18 protein-coding genes are annotated in these 19581 nt (G+C 58.0%); 2 read left to right on the top strand and 16 right to left on the bottom strand.

The genetic code is table 11. The features are described from left to right. Positions 1–280 precede the first annotated feature (280 nt). The 6 genes from I9182_RS02090 to purC form a co-directional block, all read right to left on the bottom strand. A complete protein-coding gene (locus tag I9182_RS02090; RefSeq protein ID WP_209504011.1) occupies positions 281–1615 on the bottom strand; it encodes a sigma-54 dependent transcriptional regulator in 1335 nt (444 codons plus the stop codon). 12 nt (positions 1616–1627) lie between these two features. Beyond that, positions 1628–3373, bottom strand: a complete 1746-nt coding sequence (locus tag I9182_RS02085; RefSeq protein WP_209504012.1) for an ATP-binding protein — start codon at positions 3371–3373, stop codon at positions 1628–1630. 69 nt (positions 3374–3442) lie between these two features. Next, the gene (gene purQ, locus I9182_RS02080; protein WP_209596155.1) at positions 3443–4111 is read right to left on the bottom strand and encodes a phosphoribosylformylglycinamidine synthase subunit PurQ; all 669 of its coding nucleotides are present in this window, start codon (positions 4109–4111) and stop codon (positions 3443–3445) included. An 11-nt stretch (positions 4112–4122) separates the two neighbouring features. Beyond that, positions 4123–5166 carry a zinc-dependent alcohol dehydrogenase family protein gene (locus tag I9182_RS02075; RefSeq protein WP_209596153.1) on the bottom strand — a complete coding sequence of 348 codons (1044 nt, stop codon included), beginning with the start codon at positions 5164–5166 and terminating at the stop codon, positions 4123–4125. 3 nt (positions 5167–5169) lie between these two features. Then, the gene (purS, locus tag I9182_RS02070) at positions 5170–5400 is read right to left on the bottom strand and encodes a phosphoribosylformylglycinamidine synthase subunit PurS (RefSeq protein WP_117872765.1); all 231 of its coding nucleotides are present in this window, start codon (positions 5398–5400) and stop codon (positions 5170–5172) included. A gap of 283 nt (positions 5401–5683) precedes the next feature. Further along, a complete protein-coding gene (purC, locus tag I9182_RS02065) occupies positions 5684–6439 on the bottom strand; it encodes a phosphoribosylaminoimidazolesuccinocarboxamide synthase (protein ID WP_209504015.1) in 756 nt (251 codons plus the stop codon). Positions 6440–6625: 186 nt separating this feature from the next. On the opposite strand from purC, the gene I9182_RS02060 reads away from it, so the two are divergent. After that, positions 6626–6946 carry a DUF1476 domain-containing protein gene (locus I9182_RS02060; RefSeq protein ID WP_209596151.1) on the top strand — a complete coding sequence of 107 codons (321 nt, stop codon included), beginning with the start codon at positions 6626–6628 and terminating at the stop codon, positions 6944–6946. A 125-nt stretch (positions 6947–7071) separates the two neighbouring features. After that, positions 7072–8085, top strand: coding sequence for a betaine--homocysteine S-methyltransferase (gene bmt / locus I9182_RS02055; RefSeq protein ID WP_209596149.1), 1014 nt, complete (start codon positions 7072–7074; stop codon positions 8083–8085). 6 nt (positions 8086–8091) lie between these two features. On the opposite strand, the gene I9182_RS02050 is transcribed toward bmt, so the two are convergent. From I9182_RS02050 to I9182_RS02005, 10 genes are all read right to left on the bottom strand, one after another. Next, complete coding sequence (locus tag I9182_RS02050; protein ID WP_209596147.1) at positions 8092–8868, bottom strand: enoyl-CoA hydratase-related protein; 777 nt, start codon at positions 8866–8868, stop codon at positions 8092–8094. A 76-nt stretch (positions 8869–8944) separates the two neighbouring features. Beyond that, entirely contained in the window at positions 8945–9400 is a 456-nt protein-coding gene (locus tag I9182_RS02045; RefSeq protein ID WP_209596145.1) for a cytochrome c-type biogenesis protein, read from the bottom strand. Then, entirely contained in the window at positions 9397–11361 is a 1965-nt protein-coding gene (locus I9182_RS02040) for a heme lyase CcmF/NrfE family subunit (RefSeq protein WP_209596143.1), read from the bottom strand. Before I9182_RS02040 ends, I9182_RS02045 begins: the two co-directional genes overlap by 4 nt. A gap of 75 nt (positions 11362–11436) precedes the next feature. Then, on the bottom strand, positions 11437–12015 hold the full coding sequence (locus I9182_RS02035; protein ID WP_209596141.1) for a holin family protein: 579 nt from the start codon (positions 12013–12015) through the stop codon (positions 11437–11439). Then, a complete protein-coding gene (locus I9182_RS02030) occupies positions 12006–12617 on the bottom strand; it encodes a holin-associated N-acetylmuramidase (RefSeq protein ID WP_209596139.1) in 612 nt (203 codons plus the stop codon). The genes I9182_RS02035 and I9182_RS02030 overlap by 10 nt, the downstream gene beginning before the upstream one ends. Before the next feature lie 118 nt (positions 12618–12735). Continuing rightward, positions 12736–13182, bottom strand: coding sequence for a cytochrome c maturation protein CcmE (gene ccmE, locus I9182_RS02025; RefSeq protein ID WP_209504023.1), 447 nt, complete (start codon positions 13180–13182; stop codon positions 12736–12738). Positions 13183–13189: 7 nt separating this feature from the next. Continuing rightward, a complete protein-coding gene (gene argC / locus I9182_RS02020; RefSeq protein ID WP_209596137.1) occupies positions 13190–14218 on the bottom strand; it encodes an N-acetyl-gamma-glutamyl-phosphate reductase in 1029 nt (342 codons plus the stop codon). Between the two features lie 94 nt (positions 14219–14312). Next, the gene (murI, locus tag I9182_RS02015) at positions 14313–15122 is read right to left on the bottom strand and encodes a glutamate racemase (protein ID WP_209596136.1); all 810 of its coding nucleotides are present in this window, start codon (positions 15120–15122) and stop codon (positions 14313–14315) included. A gap of 8 nt (positions 15123–15130) precedes the next feature. Then, complete coding sequence (locus I9182_RS02010; protein WP_209596133.1) at positions 15131–16009, bottom strand: lysophospholipid acyltransferase family protein; 879 nt, start codon at positions 16007–16009, stop codon at positions 15131–15133. A 78-nt stretch (positions 16010–16087) separates the two neighbouring features. Then, the gene (locus I9182_RS02005; RefSeq protein WP_209596132.1) at positions 16088–19507 is read right to left on the bottom strand and encodes an indolepyruvate ferredoxin oxidoreductase family protein; all 3420 of its coding nucleotides are present in this window, start codon (positions 19505–19507) and stop codon (positions 16088–16090) included. Positions 19508–19581: the final 74 nt, after the last annotated feature.

Raw genomic sequence — 19581 nt, 5'->3', positions numbered from 1 at the left:
CGGACTCAGGTACTACATTGCCCCAAATGGGGCACAATCGGTCTGCATTGCGGCGAACAATCCGTCATCACCATCAGCAAAGCAGCGAAACTCAATGATTCGGGGCTTATGGACACAAAATTGGCCCGGCCCGTCCGGATACAATAAAAGCAGTCCTGTGGAAAAGACAATGGGCAAACTGCACCGCCCCTAACGCGGCGAGCGGGATCGCCTTCATCTGGCCAAAAATATCCCGGGGGAGTCGCCACAGGCGACGGGGGCAGAGCCCCCGTCCCAAACTCTACAGATAGTCCGACCGCTGGAGGCCGTACTTGGCCATCTTTTCATTCAATGTCCGGCGCGGAAGGCACAATTCATCCATCACAGACGCAATCGAGCCTTTGTGCCGCCGCATCGTGTTGTCGATCAGCATCCGTTCAAAGGCTTCGACATATTCCTTCAGCGGCTTGCCTTCAGTGGTCATGACCGGCTGCATTTCCTCGTGATCTGACATCAACAGCGAGGCGATCGTTCCGGATCCGCGGCGCGATTGCAGCACCGCGCGTTCGGCAATGTTGATCAACTGGCGCACGTTCCCCGGCCAGGGCGCTTGCAACAGTTGTGCCGCTTCCTGAGCGCTTACCTGAGGCGCATCACAGCCGTATTCTTCCGCGAACTGCTCGCCCAGGCGGGTGAACAGGGTCAGAATATCCTCGCCCCTCTGACGCAGGGGCGGCATGGTGATGCGCAAGGCGGCCAATCGATAGAACAGGTCAGGCCGCAAGACATCTTCCGACGTTTTTCCAGCCTCCTGCAGGTTCGAGATCGCAACGATGCGTGTCTCGGCCGGTGTGCCCTGCTCGTTCATCACGCTAAGCAGCTTGGCTTGCAGGGAATCGCTGAGCGCTTCGACATCTTCCAGAACCAGCGTCCCGCCCCGCGCCTCTTCGATGGCGGGCAATTGGGCATCTTCCGGCATCATCGGTCCAAACAGACGTTTGGCCAGCGCGTCTTCCTCGAGCGCCGCGCAGGACACCAGCACGAACTTCTTTCCAGCGCGGCTGCCAACCGCGTGCAGGGCGTGTGCAACAAGCGTTTTTCCGGTCCCTGTCTCTCCGTCGATCAGCACATGGCCATCCGCCTGGCCCAGATCGAGGATATCCTCGCGCAGGCGTTCCATAACCGGGCTGGCGCCGATCAGCTTGTTCATGATCTGGGTGCCACCGGACAATTCCCGACGCAGCGCCCGGTTGTCCAGCGTCAGACGCCGCGCATTGCTGGCCCGTTTGGCCAGTTCCGACATACGGTCCGGGTTGAAGGGTTTTTCAAGGAAGTCGAAGGCTCCGACACGCATCGCCTCGACAGCCATCGGAACATCGCCGTGACCGGTGATCATGATCACGGGCAAGGTGCTGTCAGCGCCCATCAGCTTTTTGAGAAGCTGAATGCCGTCCATTCCGGGCATCTTGATGTCCGAAATAACAATCCCAGGATAATCCGGGCCCAACACCTTGAGCGCATCTTCCGCGCTGGCGAAGGTTTCCGTGTCATATCCGGACAAAGCGAGCCACTGACTGATCGACTGGCGCATGTCCTGTTCATCGTCAACAATGGCAATTTTCATGGCTTGTGCCATAGTCATTCCTCGTTATTCCGCGGCTTCAAGGCCGTCGCTTCCCAGTGCAGGCAACTGCATTTCAAACACCGCACCGCCATATTGGCCGTTGCGCGCAGTCAACCGTCCCCCATGGTCGTTCACGATCCCTGACGAGATGGCAAGCCCCAGACCAACACCGTCTCCGGGCTGTTTGGTCGTGTAGAACGGCTCGAACAAGTTTTCGATATCCTCGATTCCGTGCCCGTTGTCGCGTACGGTCAGCACGGCCGTGTCACCCGCTGCCAGGATGATTTCCACATCCGGCTCCGCCACTGATTTGGTGGCGTCCAGTGCGTTTCGCAAGAGGTTGACCATGACCTGCTCAATGCGCATTCGGTCCCCCATCACGATCACGGGTTCCTCTGGCACGATCTGCGTGATCTTGACGTGACGCTGACGCAGTTGCGGCTCCATCATCGACAGGGACGAGGCCAGCGCGTCACCAAGATTTACTGGTGAAAACGCATCTGCCCCCTTGCGCGCATAAGACTTCAGCTGCCGGGTAATTGCGCCCATCCGTTCGATCAGACCATCGATGCGACCAAAGCTGGCAAGGGCCTCTTCCGGGCGGTTGCGGCGCAGCAACAGGCGGGCCCCGGCCAGATAGGTTTTCATTGCCGCCAGTGGCTGGTTCAACTCGTGACTGACCGCGGCCGACATCTCGCCCAAGGCGGCCAGTTTCGAGCTTTGCGCAAGCGTCTGTTCCGCCAAATCCAGCGTCTTTTCAACCCGTTCACGTTCAGCGATTTCCCGCTGTAGCCGTGCGTTCAATGCGCGAAGCTCTGCCGACTCGCGCTGGAACAGGGTCATGCGCAACGTGGCACGGCGGCTCAACGCATAGAACGCAAGCGCCAGAAGAATCGCAAACCCCATGATTTCCAGCGCCAGAACGCTGTTCACCTTTTCCCGGATCGAGGCATAGGTCGTGAACGACGTCATCTGCCAGCCGCGGAACGGAATGCGCGTTTCGATCCGCATTACCGCTTCGCCCTGAAGATAGGCATCAGGCGGCAGCGCGGTCCAATCGGTTGTAGCGCGGATGGCGCGCTGGATCGCACCTTGTGGAGGTTGGCGCAACATCGCCGTGTTCTCATCCAGCCCGCGCCACCGGGGTTCCGTAGACAGAATGATGTTGCCAGCGCTGTCGGTAACCATCACTGCATCCGAGATACCGGCCCAAGCGCGTTCGAACTTTTGCAGGTCAACCTCGACGACGATTACCCCCAGAAACTCGGCCCCGTTCTCCAACCGGCGCGAATACACAAAGCTGTATCCGCCTGCGTCCTTGGGAATAACGGAAAATATCGTCGCGTTCGAGCGGATCGCATCCACAAAATAAGGCGTGTTCCGATGCCCTTCCCCCAACCTGCTTCGGTCAGTTGCGGCAACTGTTCGCCCGTCGCTGTCCAGCAATACCAGAGAGGCCGCGCCGATCTCTTCCACGAAGGAGATAAGGCGTTGTGTCGACAGGGTGTAATCGCCTGACTGCAATGCCGAAATCAACGTCGGGTCGCGGGCAAGCAATTGCGGAACAATCGAGTTGCGGCGCAACTCACTCAGCAAGTTGCCCGAATACAGAGTCAGCCGCAGTTCCGCCCGGTTGCGCGTGGATTCGGTGAACCTGTCGGTCAACAGTCGGTTCGTGATCCATACCGTTGCAATTGTCGCGACCAGCAGAACAAGAACCGCCAGCCGCAACCGCCAGCCCAGCGGTGCACCACGAAACGGTTTCAGCATATTTGACCAGCCAGATCGAACTTCGGGGTTCATAGCAAGAGGTTAAGCCCCTGCGGGCGAGACCTCAAGTCACGCCGCTTCAAACACACCTGACAATGCGCGGAACAACGCCACCCCGTCTGTGCCGCCATGACCCTGATCCGCTGCGCGTTCGGGGTGCGGCATCATTCCAAGCACGCGGCGGTTTTCCGACAGGATCCCGGCGATATCCCCGACCGAGCCGTTCGGGTTTTCGGCATAGGTGAACGCGATCCGGTCCTGATCTTTCAAAGCGGCCAGTGTCGCGTCATCCGCAAAATAGTTGCCATCGTGGTGCGCAATCGGAATTCCGATCACATCGCCTGCGTTGTAGCCGCTGGTAAACGCGCTGTCGCTGGTTTCGACCTTCAGGCCTACGGTCTTGCAGATATATTTCAGCCCGGCATTGCGCAGCAGCGCGCCCGGCAGGATGCCGGTTTCCGTCAGAACCTGAAACCCGTTGCAAATTCCGACGGCATAACCGCCGCGCTGCGTGTGTTCGACGACGGCCTTGCAAATCGGCGATTGCGCTGCGATTGCGCCGCACCGCAGGTAGTCTCCGTAAGAGAACCCGCCCGGCACACCCACGATATCAATACCTTTGGGCAAAGCCGCGTCTTTGTGCCAAACCATATCGACCTGAAAACCGGCCTGCTCAAAGGCGACGGCAAGATCTCGGTCACAGTTGGATCCGGGGAATACGATTACGGCTGCGCGCATGGCGGGCCCTCCTACGAGACAAAATCTGTGACAACCGCAACACCCGGAGGCGTTGGATGGTCAAAAGCGGCAAGCTCGGCGCTTACCTGGTTCAGGGTTATTTTCCGGGTCACCAGCGGGCTCAGGTCGACCCCTTGACCGGTGATCAGGGACAACAGCGATGGATAGCGCCAGCTTGGCATCCCACGGGTGCCAAACACGGAGAGCTGACCAGAATAGAGCACATCCATCGGCAGCGACATCTGCACATGGTCCCCCGCGGGCATTCCGATTTGCACCATGCGGCCCATTTTACGCAGGGATCGCATGGCGGAAACGGTCGTGGCTTCGACGCCAAGCGCCTCGATCGCAACATCGGCACCGCCACCGGTGATGTCTTTCACCGCTTGAGGGGCGTCACATGTCGCGGCGTTGACCACCGCATCGGCGCCCAGAGTTTTGGCATAGGCCAGCTTGTCTTCGGCGATATCGACAACGATTACACGCGCGCCAAGCGCCTTGCCCAGAAGAAGCGTTGATATTCCGACACCGCCGCCGCCAAAGACAGCAATCCACTCACCACCCTGCACCTGCGCCCGGCCAACAAGCGCCTGCCAGGCCGTGGTTACGCGACACCCCAATGCGGCGGCGATTTCAGGCGCGATGCTGTCTGGCAAGGATGTCAGGTTGGCATCGGCATGAGCCACGGCAACATATTCAGCAAAAGCCCCGTCACAGGTAAAGCCGGGCACGACCTGGTTCGGGCAGATTGTCTGATGACCCTGCGCGCAGTCCGGACAATGCCCACAGGCAAGGATGAAGGGCGCAATCACCCGGTCCCCGACACGCCACCGCGTGACGCGCGCACCGACCGAGACCACCTCACCGCAAAACTCGTGACCGGGTGTCATGGGCAGGACAACGTCCGGGTCAGAGCCCGACCACGCGTGCCAGTCGGACCGGCACACGCCGCAGGCCAGCACCCGCACCACGACACCGTCTTCGGTGGGAACCGGGTCGGGGATCGTCGACACCTCAAGCGGTTGACGATAGGTGATCAGACGCGCGGCCCGCATCAATCAGACCAGTTCGATCTCGTAGCGTTCGATGACGGTATTGGCCAAAAGCTTTTCGCACATCTCGGTCACGTCTGCCTCGGTCGCGCCGTCGGCAAGCTCAAGATCGATGACTTTGCCTTGGCGTACGCCTTCGACCTGATCAAAGCCCATTGCACCCAATGCGTGCCGTACTGCTTCGCCCTGCGGGTCCAGCACCCCGTTCTTGAGCATCACATGAACCCGTGCTTTCATTTTGGCAACTCCACCTAAGGGCCGCATACAAGGCCCATTTCGTTGCGCGGGGGATAGCGCGCCTGATGGGTTTCGACAACCCTGTTTCAAACGCAGTTTGCCGCAGGTGGTGACGATCCTGCGCGTCATATGGACCCGAGTAATTTTGCCGGCACGGCGGCTGGAAACTTTGGAATAGTCATCTGATCAAACGGCCCGGCCACACGCAAACACCCTGCTCGGCCAATAACTTGGCAAAGGCAAAGCGCCGCCCTGAGGGGGCGGCGCTGCTAAGAAGGAGTGTTTAGTTGATCAGCGTCGGCTTGGTGACATTGCTGGCAGGCAGCACACCCAGCCTTCGGGCGACCTCGGAATAGGCATCTGTCAGGCTGCCCAGATCGCGGCGGAATACATCCTTGTCCAGTTTCTGACCGGTCTTGATATCCCACAGGCGGCAGCTGTCCGGGCTGATTTCATCCGCAACGACCAGCCGCTGATAGTCGCCTTCAAACACGCGTCCGATTTCGATCTTGAAGTCAACTAGACGGATACCCACCGCCAGCATAACGCCGCTCAGGAAATCGTTCACGCGCAGCGCAAGGCTGAGGATGTCGTCCATGTCCTGCTGGCTGGCCCAGCCAAACGCGGCGATGTGTTCCTCGGTGACAAGAGGATCGCCCAAGGCATCATCCTTGAAGCAATACTCAACGATCGGACGTGGCAATTGCGTCCCTTCGGCAATGCCAAGACGTTTCGACATCGAACCCGCCGCATAGTTTCGCACGATCACTTCCAGCGGAATGATCTCGCAATTGCGCACCAGCTGTTCGCGCATGTTCAGGCGCCGGATGAAGTGGTTCGGAATGCCAATCTGGGTCAGCCCGGTCATAAAGAACTCGGACAAACGGTTGTTCAGCACGCCTTTGCCGTCAATCACGTCCTTCTTCTCGGCGTTGAACGCGGTGGCGTCATCCTTGAAATACTGTACGATAGTGCCCGGCTCGGGGCCTTCATACAGAATTTTGGCCTTGCCTTCGTAGATTTTCTTGCGACGCGCCATAAGCGACCTTTCCAGATTGGCGAAAGGGAATGAGTCCCTTCACGTTGGCGTCCTCATAGTGCAAGCCCTGCGTTCCCGCAAGTTCGCTGCCCCGAGGGCCTTTGACGCAGCGCAAATACCTTGCACCCGGGGTGTCCTATTGTCATATCATCAGTGAGAAACGGTAATCCAAGGGGTCCCCAACCAATGACCACATTCGACGAACGTGAAGCCGCGTTTGAAAGCAAATTCGCCCATGACGAAAAGATGCAGTTCATCGCACGGATGCGTCGCAACCGCTTTATGGCTGTCTGGGCGTCCGCGCTGAAGGGCGAAACTGTTGAACAGGCACGGAAATACGGCCAGGAACTGGTTCATACCGACCTGCAGCATGTCGGTGAGGACGACGTTGTCGAGGCAGTCAAGGCCTACCTGGGTGATCTTGCGGATGAAGCCACGATCCGTTCGAAAATGGCCGAGCTTCTGGTTGAGGCCAAAGAACAGGTGATGGTGGAAAGCGAGCACTGATTGCCTGAAATGCAAAATTCATGATCTTCATGAGTTTTATGAAATTGATTTGACGCCCTGGTCATGAGACACGGGGCGTCTCTGTATTTTTTGCAGCGTTTTTACGCTTTTTCTGGAATAACCCTATGACAAACGCGCTGAGCAAACTTCTGGACACCAAAGACGCCATCCTTGCGGACGGTGCGACCGGGACCAATTTATTTAACATGGGCCTGCAGTCAGGTGACGCGCCTGAGCTGTGGAATGTGGATGCTCCGGACAAGATCAGAGCGCTTTACAAGGGGTCCGTCGACGCGGGCAGCGACCTGTTTCTGACCAATACGTTTGGGGGTACTGCCGCGCGTCTGAAACTGCATGATGCGCAGAACCGCGTGGGCGAGTTGAACCGTATCGGCGCAGAACTTGGACGTGAAATCGCGGACAAAGCCGGGCGCCCTGTTGTCGTGGCCGGATCGGTTGGACCCACTGGCGAGATTATGGAACCGGTCGGCAGCCTGTCGCATTCCGAAGCGGTTGAAATGTTCCATGAACAAGCCGAGGCTTTGAAAGCGGGCGGAGTTGACGTTCTTTGGGTAGAAACCATCAGCGCACCAGAGGAATTCCGCGCAGCAGCCGAGGCCTTTGCACTGGCCGACATGCCCTGGTGCGGCACGATGAGCTTTGACACGGCCGGGCGCACGATGATGGGTGTCACCTCGGCCGATCTTGCGCTTTTGGTTGAAACCTTGCCAAACCCACCGATCGCTTTTGGGGCCAATTGTGGTACCGGCGCGTCGGATATCCTGCGCACGGTTCTGGGTTTTGCTGCGCAAGGCACCGAGCGCCCGCTGATCTCAAAAGGCAATGCGGGCATTCCAAAATACTTGGATGGCCATATCCACTATGACGGGACACCCGAACTGATGGGTCGTTATGCTGCCATGGCACGGGATTCGGGCGCAACAATCATCGGCGGGTGCTGCGGGACCATGCCCGATCATCTGCGCAAAATGCGCGAAGCGCTGGATACCACTTCGCGCGGCGAGCGTCCGACACTGGATCAGATCACCGAGGCACTGGGGCCGTTTTCGTCGGCTTCAGACGGAACCGAGGGAGACGCAGGCCCCGAACGCCGCACGCGTCGCCGTCGCCGCGCCTAACGTTTATCAACGCCCTTCGAATTTCGGAGGGCGTTTTTCCATGAACGCCACCACGCCTTCTGCAAAATCCCGCGACCGGCCACATTCACCTTGAAGATGCGCCTCGGTCGCAAGCTGCTGCTGCAATGTGTTTTCATACGTCCCGCGAATGGCACGTTTGATCGCGCCATAGGCGGCAGTTGGACCTTTGGCTAGATACTCTGCCCTTTTGTGCCAATGTGCGGCGAACGCATCATCGGGCACAGCTTCCCAGATCATGCCCCATTCTTCGGCCTGTCGGGCGCTGATCTTTTCAGCAAACAAGGCGGCCCCCATCGCTTTGGCCAAGCCCATCTGGCGCGGCATGAACCAGGTGCCCCCGGCATCGGGTAGCAGACCGATACGCGCAAAGGCCTGTAGGAAATACGCACTCTCAGTTGCAATAACCACATCCGCACACAGCGCAAGATTGGCCCCTGCCCCCGCAGCAGGTCCGTTCACAGCTGCAATCGTCGGAACCGGACAGCTGTGGATGGTTTCCAGCATCGGCTCGTATTCGTCGCGCAATGACCGTTCCAGATCGATCTTGCCAGTTGATGATGCATCGCCCAGATCCTGCCCGGAACAAAACGCCGGCCCTGCCCCGGTGATAACGATACAGCGCGCCTTAACCGCGGCGTCTTTCATCGCGTGGGTAATCTCTGCCCGCATCCGAGTGGTCAGCGCGTTCATCTTGTCCGGCCTGTTCAAGGTCAGAACCGCCAGACCGTCCGATATGTCCAATAGAACCGTTTCGTAATTCATGAAGACTTTTCCCCTCGCGCCACGTGTTTCAGCACATTTACTTGTCCGGGCAGGATGGGAAAAGCAGAACCAAACGTCAGTCTTCAAGAATCTGGCGAAGGCGTTCCTGTTCTTCCGCGCTTAGAGCTTCGGTTTCACCCGAAACCTGCGCCTTGGCGCGCGTGCGAAGAAAGTTCAGCCCGACTGCGGCAGCGATCAGCAACATGATCGGTCCGGCAAGCCACAACAGCAGGTTCGAGCCGCTGGTGGTGGGCTTGAGCAGGACATATTCACCGTAGCGATCAACGATAAACGCGACGGCCTCTTCGTCGGTGTCACCCGCAACCAACCGTTCGCGTAAAAGAAGACGCAGATCGCGCGCCAGTTCAGCGTTGCTTTCGTCAATGCTTTCATTGCGACATACCAGACAGCGCAATCCAACACTCAGGTCGCGCGCCCGCTGCTCCAGAACAGGATCGTCCAGAACTTCATCAGGTTGTACCGCAAACACGGGTGCTGCAAGCAGCAGCAAGATCAGAACAAGGCGTCTCATTCCGCAGGTACTCCGCCAGCTGGTGTTTTTCGCGCACCAGCGGCGACGCGGAACCGCCTGTCGCTCAGGCTGAGGACACCACCGAGCGCCATCAGGATACAACCACCCCAGATCCAGTTCGCCAGAGGCTTGATATAGGTTCGCATGACCCAGCCGCCATCTGCCTGCTGATCTCCGATGACGACGTAAAGGTCACCAAGAAAACGATAGTCAATCGCGGCCTCGGTCGTCGGCATGCGTGCAACGGGATAATCCCGTTTCTCGGGATGCAGCGTTCCAATGGCGCGACCGCCCTTTTCGACCAGAACATCAGCCGTGGTTGAAAAATAGTTCGGCCCCTGAACCCGTCGCACGTCCTGCAACGTCAGTGTGAACTGACCTACTTCGAAGGGCCGGTTCAGCTGCGCCACACGGATATCTTCTGCCTCCCATGCGGTCAGACCGGCAATCGCAAAGATCGTCACCCCAAGGCCTGTATGGGCAACTGCCTTACCCCAATCGGCGCCTGGAAGTCGGATCAGACGTTTGAAGCTGCCATTGCGGCCTGTCCGGCTCCACAAATCAATGGCTGCACCGAATGTGATCCATGCCCCCAGGAACAGGCCTACGGGCCCTAACGCGCTGCGGCCGGTCTGCATGGCCCAAACCAACAGCGCAATCGCCAGCGCGAGACCAAAGGCATAGCGCAGGGACCAGGCCGTTTTGCCCAGCCGACCGCGTTTCCACGGCAGCATCGCCCCGATTGGCAGGATCAACCCCAGCAAAACCATGAACGGAGAAAACGCCGCGTTGAAAAACGGTGCCCCAACCGAAAGTTTGCGGTCAAACATCATCTCGGCCACCATCGGCCACATCGTCCCGACAAAGACGACGAAGCAACTGACCGCCAGAAGGACATTGTTCACGATCAGCGCGCTTTCGCGGCTGACCATGCCGAAAACGCCCTTGGCCTCCATCGCCTGCGCGCGTGCGGCAAACAAGGTAAGCGCGCCGCCGATGAAGAAGACCAGAATGATCAGGATGAACACACCACGCTCCGGATCATTGGCAAAGGCGTGAACCGAGGTCAGTAGCCCCGAACGCACGATAAACGTGCCGATGAGGGAAAATCCAAACGCGATGATTGCCAGCAGAATGGTCCAGCTTTTCAATGCCTCGCGCTTTTCCACAACTATTGCCGAATGCAACAGCGCCGCCGCCAACAGCCAGGGCATGAAGGACGCGTTTTCGACCGGGTCCCAGAACCAGAAACCGCCCCAGCCGAGTTCGTAATAGGCCCACCAGGACCCCAGCGCGATACCGATAGTCAGGAAAACCCAGGCCGCCAGCGTCCAGGGGCGCACCCAACGGCCCCATGCCGCATCGATACGCCCTTCGATCAGGGCCGCAATCGCAAAGCTGAAAGCCATGCTCAGCCCGACATAGCCGAGGTACAGAAACGGCGGATGGAAGGCCAGCCCGGGATCCTGAAGCAGCGGGTTCAGGTCGCGCCCGTCAAACGGAGCGATGGCCAGCCGGTCAAACGGGTTCGACGTTAACAGGATAAAACCGAAAAACGCCACGGCAATGGCCGATTGAACGGCCAGAACACGGGCTTTGAGTGTCGGTGGCAAGCCGCCACCAAAGAAAGCCGCCATCGCTCCAAACAGGGTGACGATCAGCACCCAAAGCAGCATGGATCCTTCGTGGTTGCCCCATGTTCCGCTGATCTTGTACAGCATCGGCTTTGCCGTGTGGCTGTTCTCGACCACGATCCTGAGGGAAAAGTCAGAGGTTACAAACGCCCAGATCAAAGCACCAAACGCAAACGCCGTCAGCAGGAACTGCACGATGGCGGCGGGCTCTGCAAAAACCATCCAGCCGGTCCAGCGTTTTGAGGCGCCGATCAGCGGCACAACGCTTTGCACAATTGCGACAAAGAACGCGAGGATCAGGGTGAAGTGGCCAAGTTCTGTAATCATGCCCCGGAATATACGCCGGTGCGGAACCGGGGGCCATGACCTTTAGCTTGTTCTGCACGCACAAAGTGTCGCGGGTCAGATACCGCGAAGCTTTCGCCAATCGTGCAGCGCCCGGTTTTCCTCGGGACGTATGACATCGCTGTTCAGCGCAGCATCCGGACCGGGATCAGCAATACCGGGGCTGTCGCTCTGCATGGTGCGCAAGGCCTCGATATTGCTTATGACCGTTGGCAGTTGCGTCATGGTTGAGCGGATATCCCGCTGAAAATCCTGCATTTTACTTTGGTGACGCGCGCCAAAGTAAAACGAAACGACCACGCCCAGCAACCACCACAACGGCTCTGGCACCAAGGCTATGCCCTGCATCCGTGCGGCAAACCATATTGGGTCGACCATGGCGGCAACGAACAAGCCAAGCGTTCCCAATGCCAGTGCCGGGCGCGGCAACCTGTTTACACCGTCCATGACACGGTCAAACAGGCCCTTCTGAGGTGCCTGAAATTCGCTACCGAACTGCAACATGGCCTGAGTTTGAACCTCGTAAGCGCGTACTGCGCTTGCTTCGGTGTTTTCACGATAGAGTTCTGCGGTTTCCTGCAAGACGTTGCGCCCGTTGCCAAACAGCAGCGCCAACACACCTGAAATCAGCCCCATGCCGCGATCCTTCTGTTAAAATCGCTGTCCGACAGGTGATAACGCGGCGAAAGGAACTCTTCCGCCCGTTTTATCCAGCCACCTTTGCCGCCTGATCGGCTACGCGCGTATTTTCTGGATGCAGGCCGCCGATCAGCAAGGTGAAAATAGTAGTTTCGCCGCGCAATTCCGTAAGCGTCGCGCAAGACGTCAGGCTCTGGCTGCGCCGCGCTTTCGCAGGCCGCCACGGTTTGCGGCCCGATTACGCCATCGGCGGTGACGTTGAACCCCATTTCCTGTAGCAGCCGCTGAAGGATCTTCACCGCCTGCGCACCGGCATTCACATACATGTCGAAAACAGAGGCATGCAGGGTTTCGGGCAGCTCACCAATGCGTGGCTTGTCGAAATAGTGCCGCACAAAAATGTCGACCGCTTGCCGACGGGACAATGCGCGCACATCCGCCTCGTCGACCCGTCCGTCGCCGGTCAGATCCAAGCCCAGCCTGCGCAGGGTGTGAATCGTGACCCCGAACTTGGTTGCCCCGCCCGGATCGTCGGGGTCATCAACAAAGCCCCCTTCACGGGCCACAATCTCTTTGGCAATTTGCCGAACCGTTTGCATACCACCCTCGTAACGTTAGGTGGCCACACCGTTTCCGACAGACATTAACGATTCAAAACGAAACGGAGCGCAGCATGCACCATGCACGCAACGCTCCGAAGCAGGTCCAGAGGGTTTATTAGCTTTCTTCCGCGCCTTTATAGACACCTTGCTCTTTCAGAGCGTCCATGACCTCTTTCGGCATGTAGGTTTCATCGTGTTTGGCAAGAATTTCAGTCGCTTCAAAGACTCCGTTCACGTAACTGCCTGTGCCGATCATCCCCTGATTTTCCGAGAATAGATCAGGCAGGACACCTGTGAACGAGACCGGAACGCTTTCACCACCATCCGTTACAACAAAACGAATAGTTTCGCCCTGTCCGCGAATGATCGAGCCTTCTTCGACCAAGCCGCCTATCCGGAACACCTCGGTTGGTTTCGGCGGCTCGGCAATCACCTCACTGGGTGAGCGGAAAAAGTTGATCCCGTCCTGCAATGCCCAGCCAATCAACGCTGTTGCCGCCACCAAGGCAACAACTGCCACCAGAATGACTTGTACGCGCCGACGTTTCTTGAGCGTTTTCATACCATCCTCACGGGAAAAGCGGGGCCATCATCAGGCCCAGAGTTTCATCTTCACCTAACATCAGGTTCGCGTTCTGCAAGGCTTGCCCACTGCTACCTTTTGTCAGGTTATCCAGCGCTGCAATTGCAATTGCGCGCCGCTCAATCCGATCCGCCACAACACCGATGTGACAGAAATTCGACCCCCGCACATGGTGGGTTGAAGGAGTCTCACCCATCGGCAGCATCTGGATGAACGGCTCGTCCACGTAGGTTTTGGCAAGCGTTTCGTAGATGCTGTGCGGGTCACCCTTCACATAGGTTGTGGCCAGAATACCCCTGTTTGCAGGGATAAGATGCGGCGTGAACTGCACATGCACAGCCCGACCGGCAAGTTTCGAAAACTCCTGATCGAACTCGCCAAGATGCCTGTGCGTCCCTCCGACGGAATAGGCATTGCTGCCTTCGCTCAGTTCAGCGTGCAGCAAGTTTTCTTTCAGTGACCGCCCTGCCCCTGATACGGCGCATTTCAGGTCCAGAACGATATCGTCCAGATCAATGACCCCCGCAGATATCAGCGGCCGCAGAACATATTGCCCGGTTGCCGCATTGCACCCGGTGCCCGCAACAAGCCGCGCCCTCTTGATGTCTTCGCGGTAGAACTCGGTCAGACCATAAATCGCCTCTTCCTGCTGTCTTAGCGCGGTATGCGGATTGCCATACCATTTTTCGTACTCGTCGGGGTCGGCCAGCCGGAAGTCGGCAGACAGATCAATGATTTTCAGGTCTTTCGGCAAATCCCGGATCACTTCCTGACTGGTCTTGTGCGGCAAGGCGCAGAAACACAGGTCGACCTGCGAAAAGTCGATCTCGGAGATTTTGCACAGATCAGGCAAATCCATGTGGCGCAGATGCGGGAAAACCTGCGCCATTGTCATGCCAGCCTTACGTTCGGCGGCCAGCGCGACGATATCCATGTTCGGGTGCTCGGCGATCAGCCGCACCAATTCAGCGCCGGTATAGCCCGAAGCGCCCAGAATTGCGATTTTATGGGTCATGTCAGACCTCTTTCACTTGAGTGTCACATGTTTCGACCGCCGATGCGACGGCCTTGAAATAAGGGAAGCAAAGCGGCTGCGTCCTTGACCTAAGTCAGGCAGCCTGGAACGTGATTTGTCGTCGGAGGAATTGCGTCGCCCGGTCGCTGACAACATTGGGTTTACCTGTTGTCAGGAAACCACTTGGGCCCTCGCCCAACATGGTGGGATGACGTTGCAGGTAATCTGCCAGACTGTCAGCAACAAGGGCACCCTGGCTGTAAACCTGCACATCTTCACCCAACGCCGCCTGAAATGCTTCGGCCATCAAAGGGTAATGCGTGCAGCCAAGAATAGCGGCCTGAGGTTCCGGCATTTTGCGTTTCAGCGCATCCACATGGCTGCGCACCAGGGCTTCGGCCAGGATCATGTCGCCGTCTTCTATGGCATCCACAACGCCGCCACAGGCCTGTGCCTCGACATCTACACCGATAGCCCGAAACGCCAATTCACGCTGAAAGGCCCGGCTGGACACGGTGGCAGGCGTTGCAAACAACGCCACATGTTTGACGGCCACTTCGCGCGGCGGAGAATTGTCACCCCATTGCCGTTCGGTCAGCGCTTCGATCAACGGGACAAAAACACCAAGAACGCGTTTGCCGCTGGGCACGCCCTCTTCCTGCATGCGCCGCAACGCTGCGGCGCTGGCCGTGTTGCAGGCCAGAATCACCAGGTTGCAGCCACGCGACCACAGATCCTGAACCGCCTTGCGGGTCAGCTGATAGATATCCTCGGCATCACGCACACCGTAAGGCGCGTGTGCACTATCTGCAAAATACAGGAAATCAACGTCCGGCAGACGTTGCTGCGCGGCACTCAGGACGGTCAGACCGCCCAAACCGGAATCGAAGATACCTACTGCCATTAGATCCTTCAGGCGCGATGCCGTTCCTCAAACTCATAGCCGTAATCATAAGACTTCAACGGCGTTGGAGACAGCTCATACGTGGCTTTGCGCAGGAAATCCATCATCTTGCGCGTATCCTTGCTGAGCGGGTCCAGAATGTCACGGCCTATCGGCTCTCCGATCACGACTTTCACCGGTGTATCAACGCGTTTCTTGAATTCTTTGATCAGCAGGCCCATCCGCAAAGTACTGTGCAGATGGCTGGCGACCTGAAACAGACGAGAGGTGTGGCCATCAAAGAAAACCGGAACAACCGTGGCATTCGATTTAGCCACCATCCGCGCGGTAAACCCGCGCCAACCCGGATCCATGGGGTGGGAAAACGGCTTAACCCCGGTGCTGACCGTCCCGCCGGGGAAAATGCCGATCGCCCCGCCTTCGCCCAGATAGTTGAGCGCGGTTTTTCGGGTCTCAAGGTTCAGTTGCATCGCCTCTTTCGTTTCATCAAACGAAATTGGCAAAATGATGCGATTCAGGTCTTCGGCCTTGCGAAACACCCGATGAGCGAGAATGCGGAAATCTCCCCGCGTCTCGGACAGGATATGTCCCATCATCAGACCATCCAGAATTCCGTAGGGATGATTGGCAATCAGGATCAGAGGACCGTCTTTCGGAATATTCGAAAGCGATCCCCCCGCCACGTCCAGAGTCAGCCCATAGCGTTCGACCATCACGGCCCAAAAGTCGCGCCCATTGGCAACGTCTTTCTCGTACCCGTCCGCGCGTTTGATCAGGCGCATACGGCCCGTCGTGTTCTCCATCAGCTTGATAACCATCCGCCCGCCTTTGGTTTCGGCGGAATGCGCGTAGGAAATGTCGCGAACGGCATGACGACGAGAAGGCATATGGGTCTCCGGTTTGCTGCCTGCAAAATAAGTGCAAGTAACAATTTTGCCTAGCTATCGTGACACGCTTGTGACGTTTTATTCCGCCGCGGCCTGCAACCCTGCCCCTCCGCCGCGAATGACGGCCAGCAATTCCTCGCGCCGCTTGGCTGCATTGGCCTCGTTCTCGCGCAATACGGGGCCAAACCCACGGATATCCAGCGGCAAACGGGCCAGGGCGGCAATCGCATCGCGCGTGGTCTGCGACACAAGCGGTAGAACTTCGCGCATGTCCTTTTCATATTGACGGATCAACGCACGCTCCATCCTGCGTTCCGACGAATAGCCAAATATATCCAGCGGCGTACCGCGCAGCGCCTTCAACCGGGTCAAAAGCTTCAATGGGCCAATGACCGACTCCCCGAAAGCACGTTTGCGAGGTCTGCCGTTGCTACCCGATCCCCCCAAAAAAGGCGGAGCCAGATGGAATGTCATCTTGAAATCGCCATCGAACTCGGCAACCGCTTTGTCACGGCTTGACAGAAGAAGGCGCGCGACTTCGTATTCATCCTTGTAAGACAACAGCTTGTGATAGCCTTTTGCCACCGCCTCACGGATAACCGCATCCTCCACACTGTCGACCAGCTTGCGATACCGTTTGGCCAGCCGCGCACCTTGATAGTCGGTCAGATGGCTTGCGCGGAATTCGATCTTCTGATCCAGCGATTTGGGCATCTCGGTCACGGTCGGGGACAGAATGGACTGTACCTCTGCCGGATGAAGAACCGCCCAACGCCCGATATCAAACGCACGCTTGTTCCGGTCAATCGTAGTTCCGTTCAATTCGATGGCATCAAAGATCGCCTGATGGCTGACGGGCAACAACCCGCGCTGCCAAGCCGCGCCAAAGATCATCATGTTGGAATAGATCGAGTCGCCCATCACGGCGCGTGCCAACTCGGTCGCGTCAAACAGCGAGACATCTTCTTTCAGTCGTGCCTGAAGAGCCAGTTCCAATTGATCGGCGGGAATGCGGAACTCGGTATTGCGCGTAAAGTCGCCTGTTACCGTCTCATGGCTGTTCACAACGGCGCCTGTACGGCCAGTGCGCGTCAGGCCCATTGTTTTGGCTCCGGCGGACACCACCAGATCACCGCCGATCAGCGCATGGGCTTCGCCGGTTGCGACACGGATGGCGCTGATGTCTTCGGGTGCGTTGGCCAGACGGCAATGGATGTGGACCGCGCCGCCCTTCTGCGCCAGGCCCGCCATTTCCATCATGCCCGCGCCTTTGCCGTCAATCTGGGCAGCTTGCGCAAGGATCGCACCCAGCGTGACAACACCGGTTCCCCCGACACCCGTGATCACTACGTTATGCGTACCGCTGATCTTGGGCAGCACCGGCATCGGTAGATCGGGCAAGTCGATTTCAGTTGTTGCCTCTTTGCGGATCTTCGCCCCCTCAAGCGTGACGAAGGATGGGCAAAAACCGTTCAGGCAGGAATAATCCTTGTTGCAGCTTGACTGATCGATGGCCCGCTTGCGCCCGAGTTCTGTTTCCTTGGGTACGATCGACACGCAGTTCGATTGCACCCCGCAATCGCCGCAGCCCTCGCAGACATCGGTATTGATAAACACGCGCTTGTCCGGGTCCGGGAACGTGCCGCGTTTGCGGCGGCGTCGCTTCTCGGCCGCACAGGTCTGAACATAAACGATGACCGAAACACCCTCGATCTCGCGGAACTTCTCCTGCACCTGCATCAGTTCCGCACGCTCGAACGTCTGAACACTCGACGGCAGAGCCTTGAAGTTCACGTCTTCCTTTTCGTCATAGACCAGAGCAACCTCACGGACACCCATGGCTTTGACTTCGGCAACGATCCGTTCTGCGGTCAGATCGCCTTCATTCTCCTGCCCGCCCGTCATGGCGACGGCATCGTTGAACAGGATCTTGAAGGTGATGTTCGTGCCCGCAGACAACGCCGCGCGGATCGCCTGAACGCCCGAGTGGTTATAGGTGCCATCGCCAAGGTTCTGGAACACGTGTTTGGTGGTCGAAAACGGGGCCTCACCGATCCAGTTCGCACCTTCACCGCCCATCTGGGTAAAGCCCGTGGTATTCCGGTCCATCCACTGGACCATGTAATGACAACCGATCCCTGCATAGGCACGGCTGCCATCGGGGACTTTGGTCGAACTGTTATGCGGGCAGCCCGAGCAGAAATACGGAAGCCGCGTTGCGATTTCCTGTGCGTTGTCGGCCCGGCGTGCCTCGGACAAAGAGGCCAGCCCGGCCCGAATACCATCGGTTTCACGCCCTTCTTCGATCAGGATCTCACCCAGCTTTTCAGCAATCATGATCGGGTCCAGCGCGCCGCGGGTCGGGAACAGTTCATCGCGGTGCAACGTACCGGCGCCGCCCTTGTACCACCCATAAACCCGGCGACCGCGGCGGTCGTCAAAGATAGCTTCTTTGACCTGAACCTCGATCAGCTTGCGCTTTTCCTCGACGATCACGATCAGGTCCAGCCCTTCGGCCCAGTCGTGGAACCCGACCATGTCCAGCGGGAAAGTCTGCCCCACCTTGTAGGTCGTGATCCCCAGCCGTTCGGCTTCGGATTCATCGATGTTCAACAGCGACAGCGCATGGGTCAGGTCTAGCCAGTTCTTGCCCGCGGCAACAAACCCGATCTTTGCACCCGGTTTGCCCCAAATCCGCTTGTCCAGCTTGTTGGCATGCGAAAACGTCTCGGCTGCAAACCTTTTGTAATCGATGACGCGCGTTTCTTGCAGGTGCGGCGTGTCCCCAAGGCGAATATTCAAACCGCCCTCCGGCATATCGAAATCAGGTACGGTAACCTGCATTCGGTCGGGGCGACCATCCACAACCGAAGTAACCTCGATTGTGTCCTTCATGGTTTTTAGCCCAACCCAAACCCCGGCAAAACGGCTAAGCGCAAAGCCGTATATTCCGTAGTCGAGGATTTCCTGCACGCCCGCCGGGCTGACGACCGGCATATACATATCTACCAGTGACCATTCGGACTGATGCAACACGGTCGAGCTTTCGCCGGTATGGTCATCACCCATCGCCATAAGCACACCGCCATGCTTGGCGGTTCCGGCCATATTCGCGTGGCGCATGACATCACCGGACCGATCCACCCCCGGCCCCTTGCCGTACCAAAGCCCGAAAACTCCATCGAACTTGCCGTCGCCGCGCAAGCCGGCCTGTTGGCTGCCCCACAGCGCCGTTGCCGCCAGATCTTCGTTCAATCCGAACTGAAACGTAACATCGCTTTGGGACAACTGCCTTTGCGCCCGCATCATCTGCTGATCAACAGCGCCAAGTGGCGATCCACGATATCCAGTCACCAGCCCCGCAGTGTTCAGCCCCGCCTGCCGGTCTCTGGCCTTTTGCATCAACATCAACCGGACAAGCGCCTGTGTTCCGTTCAGGAGAACGGGGCTTTTCTCAAGATCGATCCGGTCGTTTAACGTAATCTGTGGCTGACTCATCAGACGTCTCCCCTCGCCAGATCAGTGTGCATGTTCGTAGTGCATTTTAGGTCATAATTTCTGACCTGTATAGG

This window comes from Ruegeria sp. HKCCSP351 (genome assembly GCF_017872535.1).
Taxonomy (GTDB): domain Bacteria; phylum Pseudomonadota; class Alphaproteobacteria; order Rhodobacterales; family Rhodobacteraceae; genus Ruegeria.
This window is presented reverse-complemented; position numbering and strand designations above follow the sequence as displayed.

Bases quoted from the DNA above. Each gene is read 5' to 3' on its own strand.
- I9182_RS02090 (WP_209504011.1), bottom strand. From the start codon at position 1,615: ATGGCACAAGCCATGAAAATTGCCATTGTTGACGATGAACAGGACATG.
- I9182_RS02085 (WP_209504012.1), bottom strand. From the start codon at position 3,373: ATGCTGAAACCGTTTCGTGGTGCACCGCTGGGCTGGCGGTTGCGGCTG.
- purQ (WP_209596155.1), bottom strand. From the start codon at position 4,111: ATGCGCGCAGCCGTAATCGTATTCCCCGGATCCAACTGTGACCGAGAT.
- I9182_RS02075 (WP_209596153.1), bottom strand. From the start codon at position 5,166: ATGCGGGCCGCGCGTCTGATCACCTATCGTCAACCGCTTGAGGTGTCG.
- purS (WP_117872765.1), bottom strand. From the start codon at position 5,400: ATGAAAGCACGGGTTCATGTGATGCTCAAGAACGGGGTGCTGGACCCG.
- purC (WP_209504015.1), bottom strand. From the start codon at position 6,439: ATGGCGCGTCGCAAGAAAATCTACGAAGGCAAGGCCAAAATTCTGTAT.
- I9182_RS02060 (WP_209596151.1), top strand. From the start codon at position 6,626: ATGACCACATTCGACGAACGTGAAGCCGCGTTTGAAAGCAAATTCGCC.
- bmt (WP_209596149.1), top strand. From the start codon at position 7,072: ATGACAAACGCGCTGAGCAAACTTCTGGACACCAAAGACGCCATCCTT.
- I9182_RS02050 (WP_209596147.1), bottom strand. From the start codon at position 8,868: ATGAATTACGAAACGGTTCTATTGGACATATCGGACGGTCTGGCGGTT.
- I9182_RS02045 (WP_209596145.1), bottom strand. From the start codon at position 9,400: ATGAGACGCCTTGTTCTGATCTTGCTGCTGCTTGCAGCACCCGTGTTT.
- I9182_RS02040 (WP_209596143.1), bottom strand. From the start codon at position 11,361: ATGATTACAGAACTTGGCCACTTCACCCTGATCCTCGCGTTCTTTGTC.
- I9182_RS02035 (WP_209596141.1), bottom strand. From the start codon at position 12,015: ATGGGGCTGATTTCAGGTGTGTTGGCGCTGCTGTTTGGCAACGGGCGC.
- I9182_RS02030 (WP_209596139.1), bottom strand. From the start codon at position 12,617: ATGCAAACGGTTCGGCAAATTGCCAAAGAGATTGTGGCCCGTGAAGGG.
- ccmE (WP_209504023.1), bottom strand. From the start codon at position 13,182: ATGAAAACGCTCAAGAAACGTCGGCGCGTACAAGTCATTCTGGTGGCA.
- argC (WP_209596137.1), bottom strand. From the start codon at position 14,218: ATGACCCATAAAATCGCAATTCTGGGCGCTTCGGGCTATACCGGCGCT.
- murI (WP_209596136.1), bottom strand. From the start codon at position 15,122: ATGGCAGTAGGTATCTTCGATTCCGGTTTGGGCGGTCTGACCGTCCTG.
- I9182_RS02010 (WP_209596133.1), bottom strand. From the start codon at position 16,009: ATGCCTTCTCGTCGTCATGCCGTTCGCGACATTTCCTACGCGCATTCC.
- I9182_RS02005 (WP_209596132.1), bottom strand. From the start codon at position 19,507: ATGAGTCAGCCACAGATTACGTTAAACGACCGGATCGATCTTGAGAAA.